This window comes from candidate division WOR-3 bacterium, assembly GCA_016934535.1.
Classification (GTDB): domain Bacteria; phylum SDB-A; class SDB-A; order SDB-A; family SDB-A; genus JAFGIG01.
Genome location: JAFGSQ010000005.1, coordinates 1 through 8,074, shown reverse-complemented (window position 1 = coordinate 8,074; position 8,074 = coordinate 1). Strand labels below are relative to the sequence as shown.

General features: G+C 41.4%; 8 protein-coding genes. 5 read left to right on the top strand and 3 right to left on the bottom strand.

Annotated elements, in window-relative coordinates; translation table 11 throughout:
* The 3 genes from JXL83_00635 to JXL83_00625 all read left to right on the top strand — a co-directional run.
* A partial coding sequence (locus JXL83_00635) for a hypothetical protein (protein ID MBN2362617.1) occupies window positions 1-222 on the top strand: 222 nt, incomplete at its 5' end.
* Window positions 223-363: 141 nt separating this feature from the next.
* Complete coding sequence (locus JXL83_00630) at window positions 364-4,122, top strand: tetratricopeptide repeat protein (protein MBN2362616.1); 3,759 nt, start codon at window positions 364-366, stop codon at window positions 4,120-4,122.
* A complete protein-coding gene (locus tag JXL83_00625; GenBank protein MBN2362615.1) occupies window positions 4,119-4,601 on the top strand; it encodes a hypothetical protein in 483 nt (160 codons plus the stop codon). The genes JXL83_00630 and JXL83_00625 overlap by 4 nt, the downstream gene beginning before the upstream one ends.
* On the opposite strand, the gene JXL83_00620 is transcribed toward JXL83_00625, so the two are convergent.
* Together JXL83_00620 and JXL83_00615 are read right to left on the bottom strand one after the other, a co-directional pair.
* A complete protein-coding gene (locus JXL83_00620) occupies window positions 4,572-4,982 on the bottom strand; it encodes an NUDIX hydrolase (GenBank protein MBN2362614.1) in 411 nt (136 codons plus the stop codon). The genes JXL83_00625 and JXL83_00620 overlap by 30 nt on opposite strands.
* 4 nt (window positions 4,983-4,986) lie before the next feature.
* Window positions 4,987-5,481, bottom strand: a complete 495-nt coding sequence (locus JXL83_00615; GenBank protein MBN2362613.1) for a hypothetical protein — start codon at window positions 5,479-5,481, stop codon at window positions 4,987-4,989.
* Between the two features lie 66 nt (window positions 5,482-5,547).
* Between JXL83_00615 and JXL83_00610 the strand changes: the two genes are divergently transcribed.
* Both JXL83_00610 and JXL83_00605 read left to right on the top strand, forming a co-directional pair.
* Window positions 5,548-6,069: an RNA polymerase sigma factor gene (locus JXL83_00610; protein ID MBN2362612.1), complete on the top strand. Its 522-nt coding sequence runs from the start codon at window positions 5,548-5,550 to the stop codon at window positions 6,067-6,069.
* On the top strand, window positions 6,060-6,359 hold the full coding sequence (locus tag JXL83_00605) for a hypothetical protein (GenBank protein MBN2362611.1): 300 nt from the start codon (window positions 6,060-6,062) through the stop codon (window positions 6,357-6,359). The genes JXL83_00610 and JXL83_00605 overlap by 10 nt, the downstream gene beginning before the upstream one ends.
* A 28-nt stretch (window positions 6,360-6,387) precedes the next feature.
* Here JXL83_00605 and JXL83_00600 read toward each other — a convergent pair whose 3' ends face one another.
* The gene (locus JXL83_00600) at window positions 6,388-7,626 is read right to left on the bottom strand and encodes a serpin family protein (protein MBN2362610.1); all 1,239 of its coding nucleotides are present in this window, start codon (window positions 7,624-7,626) and stop codon (window positions 6,388-6,390) included.
* Between the last annotated feature and the right edge of the window lie 448 nt (window positions 7,627-8,074).

Genomic DNA, 8,074 nt, shown 5'->3' with positions numbered 1-8,074 from the left:
TCCCTTCTCGAATCAATAGCCGAAACCGCGGAAGATAAATTCATAAAAGCGTCGGCTTTTTTCGACCTGTACAAGCTGACTGGAAGAAAGGAATTCGCTGAAAAAGCCTACAAAATCTTTGTAGACTTATATTCTTCCGTGCCGAAATACGAATACAGGATAAATCTTGAAAAAATAAGAGAAATAGTCAAAAACTTCGCTTCAATAAATGAATTGCTCTGATTCAGAAAAACCGTTCGATTCTTCGGAGATAAAATCAATATTATTTTTGTTTGATCAGATATGAAAAACCTTGTGCCGGATTTCGTAAAGCGTAATTTCGCCAAAGGAATAAAGTCCGGAAAAACAGAATGCTTCGTTATTATGGCTGATATAACGGGCTTTTCAGGCACAACGGAAAAATGTCTTCAAAAAGGCAAAAAAGGATGCGAGAAACTTAATGAAATTCTTTCCTCCGCTTTTATCCCGGCGATAAACGCCGTGTACGATAACGGCGGTTTCATCGGAGCCTTCGCCGGTGACGGATTTACTGCCATATTCGAAAAATCCGACTGCGTCATCCCGGATGTTTTCAACGCTTCAACTAGAATTTCAGAAGTGTTCGTATCAGACGGTGAAATAAAATTGAATTATAAAATCGGCCTTTCTGTAGGCTTCAGCACCTGGAAGATAATCGAAACACCCTATCAGAATTCCTTCATTTTCGAGGGAGAAGCAATAGAAAGAGCTGCATATTTCAAGAGCAAGGCTTCTCCCGGTGAGATAATCGCCGATTTCAGAATATCGGCGGACGAGGGTTCGGACGAATACAAAACAAAATCAGAAAACAATACAGGCGTCAAAAAGAGACCGGTTCAAACACGGAAAGCGCCGATAAAGAATCGCGGAAAAAAAGCAAATTATGACGAAAGATTTTGGGTCAATCCCGCGGTAATATCCGCCCGCGACCTGGCTGAATTCAGGGACATAGTCTCGTGTTTTATTTGTTTCGAAAAATCAGGAAACCCTGCATACGGTTTGCATAAAACCATCGAACTCTCCTACGAACACGGGGGATACCTTAATAAAATTGATTTCGGCGACAAAGGGGGAATAGTGCTCGTGGTTTTCGGCGCACCATTGGAAATAGAAAACAAATTTTCCAAAGCCGCCGATTTCGCTTTGGCCATCAGAAAAATCAAGCGTTTCGAAGTTAAAACAGGCATCTCATACGGAAAAGCTTTTTGCGGTTTCATAGGCAACGAGAAACGGTCGGAATATACAGTTCTCGGGTCCGCCGTTAATATTTCTTCCAGAATCGCCGAAAAGGCTTCCGGACATGAGATTATCTGTGACGAAACTTTTTCCAGAAAAATAAACGTCTCTTATAATTTATATCCTCTCGGCGAAGAATATTTGAGAGGAATAAAAGATAAAATCTCTCTTTTCGGTCTCGGTTCAAAAAAATCCGGGTACAAGTCAAAAATAATTTCACGCGTTGAATTTGTCGGCAGAAAAATGGAACTCGAGAGACTTGTTGAATTGTCCGAAAAAGTGAAAAGTGAAATAAAATCGATGACAGTTCTGGTTTCCGGAGAATCGGGCACAGGTAAAAGCCGTTTAATAGAGGAATTCAACGCTGAACTCGGGAAAACAAAGTTCGATGTTCTGAAAATTGAGTGCGACGACATTCTCAAGAAGCCTTTCAGCCCCCTCATAAACTTTTTAAAAGAATACTTTGGATACTCCGATACTGACAGTGAATTTTTAAACAAAGTTAGATTCGAAGACACATTGCAAAGAAAAGTAAAAAAAATTGCACATTCAGGGGATACCGGACTTTCAGAAAAAATATCCGGAGCTTCGGAATGCCTCTCCATGCTTCTTGGAATAGCTTCCAAAGGAAGCGGTTTTGAAAGCCTTGACGCCAAAACAAAGTATGAACTTTGTTTTGGCGCCATAAAAAACGTTTTGTTAGCCGAATGCTCCGATAAACCAACTGCTTTAGAGATTTTCCAGGCTTCCGATATCGACAAAGATTCTCTCAACATAATTCTTTCTCTCGCAAAATCGTTGAAAAATCTCCCGTCAATTATAATTTTCGAGTCGAGAGATCCTTCTCTGGAGGTATCATTGCTGAAAACAGATATAACGTATCACATATCAATTCGCCTCGAAAAGCTTTCGAAGTCGGAAAGCGAATCACTGTTTAAAAATTACGTAAAAATTTCTGAAACGAAACAACATTCAGAACTCTCAGACATGCACTTCGACGAAGAAATCTATTCAATATCGGAAGGTAATCCGTTATACATCGAGAACATCGCCGGACACGTTCTCAGAGAGGGATTTTCAGCAGATTCGGACGCTATGAAAAAAATCCTCTCGGAACCATTAAATCTCAAAGAGCTGATATTGTCGAGATTCGACAGGTTCGGAAAAGATCTGAAAGAAGCCGTCCGTGTGGCGAGCATTCTCGGCAATTCATTCTCAGAGGAGATATTTTGCGAGGTTTTCGGAGAATTTTACCCGGAATTAGATTCAAAAAATTGCCTCAATGACGGAGTAGCTCAAAATGTTTTTAAAAAAACACCGGAGGGTTACGGATTTTCGAGCGCGCTCACACGGGAAGTTATCTACAGTGTTCAGATGAATCCTTTTTTGGGAAAGATTCATTTTTCAGCGGCTGAATTTCTTAAAAACAGACGACAGCGCGAAAAATTATCATACGAAGACATTGCCGAGCATTACAGAGCTTCCGAGAGTTTTGACATTGCTGCCGATTACTACTTAAGAGCCTCAAAAGCGTTCTTCGATATTTTTCTCAACGAAAGAGCCCTTTCGTGCCTCGAAAAAGCAGAAAAAATCCTGCCTCCCGGTTCTTTTTCACAATTTTTCGAGATATATTACATCAAAACATCAATTTACAGATTGATTGGAAAATGGAGCCAGGCAAAAAAATGCGTTCAAAAATGCCTGGAAACGGCTCAACGGAGCAAACTTCCTGAAAAATACTGCCTGGCGCTTGATATGCTCGCTTCCCTGGAAAGAAACAGCGGAAATCTCACAAAAGCAATGAACCACGCGAAAAGAGGTATCCGGATAGCAAACTCAACCGGAGATGTCAAACTCACTGCTCTTCTTGAATCTTCCTTGGGTAATACTTGTTACAGAAAAGGCGATTACGAAGAAGCAATAAACCATTATTCAAAAAGCATTTCCTCGATAAAGGGAGACAAGACCGCTGAAGCAAAAATACTAGTCAACATGGCGAACATAAAAGCCGAGAACGGGAACCTGGAACAATCACTCAGATTATATTTGCGGGCCCTCAAATTGAGCAGGTTTGTAAAAGACATTAAAACAGAATCCGTTGTGCTTTTAAATCTCGGAACAATATATCTTTCACTCCAAAATTCTGAAAAAGCTATGAAAAGCTTTAATGAAAGCCTCAGGATCAAGGAATCATATCAGGACAAAGACGGGATAGCCATTTTGAAAAGCAACATCGGTCATATTCACGAAGAAAAAGGCAATTTTGAAACCGCGCTGAAGTGCTATGAAGAAAGCGCAGAGCTCGCCGGAGAGATAGGAGACAAAAGAAGCCACGCAATAGCATTATGCAACAAGGCGAGTGTGTTCTCAAAACTCAAGGAATTCAAAAAAGCCAAAGATCTTTATGTGAAAGCCGTGAAACTTTCAAAAATGTCCGGATCCAAATATAATCTTTGTTTTTATCTTTACAGTCTCGCCGATCTTTATTTTGAACTGGGCGACTTCGAAAAATCCAGAATATCTCTCGATGAGGCACTGAAATCGGCTTCAGAAGTAAAAAGGACATCAGTCATTGAAAGCTGTGATGTCCTGGGATTGGCTCTGGATTTCAAAACCGGCAAATCACCTGATGCCGCTTTAGCCAAGCTTACGAGAAAATCGGAGAAAGCCAAAGACGCCGAATCCAAAGCATTTATATCCTACTTGTTATTCAATTTGACAAAAGAAAAGCTCCATGCCAGAGTAGCGCTGGAGCAATATAGTAGTTTGTTAGATAAAACACCTAAATATGAAAACAAAGTACGTAAAGATGAGCTCGAATCTTTCATTGTAAGATATTGCTCGCATTCGAACCAGGAGGACAAATGAAAATCGAAAAAGAAATGGTCGAAGGTTTTCACAGAAAGACGGCTGTGGAACTTTTCAACTTCGTCTGGGACATGCTCGACAAACAGGATAGAACCGAAGAAGAGGACAGATTGATGATCCACGCCGCTCACGCTTCTCTTTTTCACTGGCTCCAGGTCGGAGACGAAGAAAACGATTTTCTCGGCGAGTGGCAAGTCTCGAGAGTATACAGCGTATTGGGAAAAGGAGAATCAGCCCTTTATCATGCGAACAACTCATTGTCTGTGTGCAGAAAAAACGGATTCAAAGGATTCAATCTCGCTTACGCTCACGAAGCAATAGCCAGAGCTCAAAGCGTTTTAAAAGATTTCAAAGAAGCTGAAGTAAATCTCGAAAAGGCTGTCCATTTATCCAGAGATTTGGACAAGGAGGAAGAGAAGAAAATGCTGGAAGACGATCTTAAAACGCTTTCAGATATCGTCAAGACTGGAAAGAATTAGGTCTTCAGGGCTGAATTTTATCATCTTCAGTTCATTTGCTGTAAACCATTTCGGGCTTCTTTTTTCAGAGTTGTTTTTTTCAAAGACGTACCCGTTTTTCGTCACTCCTTCGACGGGTTCTGATAAAAAAAACAGCTCAATTGTGAAAGTTTTTTTTTCTTCGTCGAAAATTTCGTTCAAACCGATAAGTTTTTTTATTGACACAGCGACGCCTGATTCCTCATAAGCTTCCCTTTTTGCGCACTCGAAAACCGAGAAATCCTCCTCTTTGAATTTTCCGCCCGGAGGTATCCACATTTCTTCAGGGCTTTTCAAACTTCTTACGAGTAGCACTTCTGCGCCGCGGACGATTATCGCGGCGCATCTCAATTTTATCCTCAATCGATTACTCCCGGATTTCCTTCGCTTCTATCCAGAATTCGGACAGTCTGTCTAGGCCTGCGCTGTCGAGATATGCCCTGTATCGTTCTATTTGCTCTACTTCGTCGTGGTGCGGTCCGGAATCGCAGTCTTCTTCGAGACCTTTTTCCCAATCACTGAGGTATTCTCTGTCAATTATCAGCTGTTTTACAACTCCAAAAACCGTTACCTCTTTTCCTGTCAGTTCCTGGTTAAAAGGATCCATCCCTTCAGACGCTGTCACATGAACAGAAAATGAATCGTCCTGGCAGAGATTCATTCTCATCCCGCTGTGCCTGCAGACGTGATCAACCGTTCCTTTTACGAAAACTTCCTCCCCCGCCAGGCCGGAGAAATTTCTGCAGAGCGTTTCTACGTCATATATCTCCTCCGGCAAGGAATAATTACCGGTTTCTTCAGCTTCTGCTGTTAATACGATCATCGCCGCGGCGGCGATGAAAATAAATATTTTTCGAATCACGGAACCTCCTGAAAATATTTACAATAAAAATAATCCGGAATACGTCTTATAATCATGGGAGCAAACATGAACGAAATAATAACACAGAAATTCAAAGACGAAAAGCGGAAGCTTCTGTCTTATATAAACTCCAGGGTAGGAGACCCCGATGAATCCGAAGACATTCTTCAGGAAGTCTTTGAAAGCGCTGTTCTCAATTTCAACACAATCAAATCCATCGAAGCTGTGACTTCCTGGCTCTTCTCGGTCGCGCGCAACAAAATATCAGATTTTTTCAGAAGAAAGAAAAGAGAATCCCTCGACCCTAGAGATGTTTTGGAACTCGAAGACCTGATTGAAGACAAGGACAGCGACATTGAAAACAGCATAAAAATCGAGATTTTCACCGAAAAACTCTCTGAAATCATCTCCTCAATGCCCGAAAAGCTTTATTCCGTTTTTGTGTATCATGAATTGGAACTCCTGACTTTCAGAGAAATATCTGAAATTACCGGCACACCAGTTAATACGCTGATTTCGAGAAAAAGGGAGGCCGTGGTTTTTTTGAGAGAAAAATTGAAATCATTCAAGGAGGACATATGTTTTTGAGTATTTTTAAAAACAAGATTCTGCTCGTCACCGGAGGTATAGTTTTCGGCGCACTGATTGCACTTTTGTTCGGATTTTTCGTCAAAATCCTATGGAACTGGCTTATGCCCGAATTGTTCTCTTTGCCGAAGATATCCTACTGGCAGGGATGGGGATTGGTCCTTTTGTCCCACATTCTATTCAAGCACACGGACCATCAATTCAGAGGAAGGGTTCGCGACTACAGGCCGAGAGATTTGAGGCATAAGATCAGACAGAACATTCAGGAATCTGAAGACGCCCAAATATGAGAAGGCGGCGCATTCGCGCCGCTTTTTTTCAGTTGACAGCAGGATCAGTAAGTTTTCCCATGAATAAAACACATCCCGTTTCATTGTCCTTGATAACGAACAGAAAAGGATGATCCGCATTAAAAACATTTCTGATGTCCATACTGACGGATGTCCTCTCCATCAGGACTGCTGTCGCCGCCGCCGCTTCCGTGCCTTCTTCGTCGACAGCTATGAACGCCTGATGGATCACGTAGCTTATGAAAAGATCGCGGTTTCCAGTCATACCGGAGAAATCCGCGGCTCCCGGGATGAAAGCCTGAGTCATACCCATAGTATTCAGTACTTCGTTCAGATTGAACTTCGCCTCAATTTTGAATTTTGGGAAATATATGACAACTTCCGAACTCGTCAGTGAACTCATGTAATAATCCATTTTAAAAGCGTCTAAAGATTCCTCGAAAGAGTTTATCGGAACTTTGGGCAGAAAAACGACCATGGATAGAGTCCCGTCTTTGTATGGCATTTCGAGGATCTGGACTTCTTCGTCTTCGTAGTAACCGAATCTCGCCTCGGAGTTATCGAGAAACATCATGTCGGTTTCCACCGTTTTATCTTCAGACACGCTGAAAGAAGATTTTTTTGTTTTTTCGGAGTCAAACGTGTAAAGCCAGATACCTTTAAAATAGATGGCGTTTGTCAAAACAAGAGTGGTCATCGGATTTATCTGGCCGGGAGATAATAGGTCTGTAATCTTTCCGGCGGTATTTTCTTCGACCCAGATATTTATTTTCTGTCTTGACCCCTCGGGATCGTTCTCAAAATCCATGTTCACTGCTTTGCCGCCGTAATATCTTTCAACAGCGGATATGAAATCGCCGAGGAATGGGTATCCATACTGAGTCCATATCGCGTTCGCGGCGGAAAGAGTGCATTCGCGTCCTCCAGAATTTATTTTTTCAAGAAGAGACATGTACTCGTACCTCGTCTGCGAAATATCAAATCCGAGACGCAGGACATTGCGCATCTGTTCAGCAGTCGCACCGTCGGCTCCTTCGTAGGTCATAGTCAATGCGTCGTGAACACTGAAAGGCGAAAGGATCATGTTCTGATCTGACTCGGAAGCCGCTGTTTTGTAGAAATCAATGGAGAACTCGTTCATTCCCGAAACTATCCTGCCCGTGTCAAAAGGCAGTGAAAGTGAAAAAATGCTCTGTCCGTTGGTTTTTATTGGAGCCAGCAGGAAGAAAATACCGGCCAGTAAAACAATTTTCTCATTTTTGCCCATAAAACCCTCCTTTTCGTTAATATTACATCATTTTCAGTTCGAATATTCCGAATTTAATAAAATTTTTCTCAAAACAAAGTATGTGGACAAACTACTTTTTCAATCCTAAAATTACAAAAAAAGGCGACCCATGAATTTCGGAGCTATTTACAATCAGGTTCTTATAACTGTTTCGAGTGTATGCTCTCTCGGCAGTGATCAATATTCTTATTCTGCAAACGTCCTGACGCAATCGAAATTCAGTGTTTTTATGATATGACTTCAGAAAGCGAGGATTGAAAAGGAATTTATCAAATATTTTTGCACGAGTGTATTTTTTTATAGAAAAATCAAATCACAAAAAGAGAGGATCAAATGAAATTCGTCTTTCCGGCATTTATGATTGTCTATGGTATCCTTCACATTCTGTCTCTGTTTGTAAAATATCCCGGATTTTTAAATTACCTTT

Excerpts from the sequence above, each read along its gene's own strand:
- JXL83_00625 (MBN2362615.1), top strand. The coding sequence starts at position 4,119 with ATGAAAATCGAAAAAGAAATGGTCGAAGGTTTTCACAGAAAGACGGCT.
- JXL83_00600 (MBN2362610.1), bottom strand. The coding sequence starts at position 7,626 with ATGGGCAAAAATGAGAAAATTGTTTTACTGGCCGGTATTTTCTTCCTG.
- JXL83_00605 (MBN2362611.1), top strand. The coding sequence starts at position 6,060 with ATGTTTTTGAGTATTTTTAAAAACAAGATTCTGCTCGTCACCGGAGGT.
- JXL83_00610 (MBN2362612.1), top strand. The coding sequence starts at position 5,548 with ATGAACGAAATAATAACACAGAAATTCAAAGACGAAAAGCGGAAGCTT.
- JXL83_00630 (MBN2362616.1), top strand. The coding sequence starts at position 364 with ATGGCTGATATAACGGGCTTTTCAGGCACAACGGAAAAATGTCTTCAA.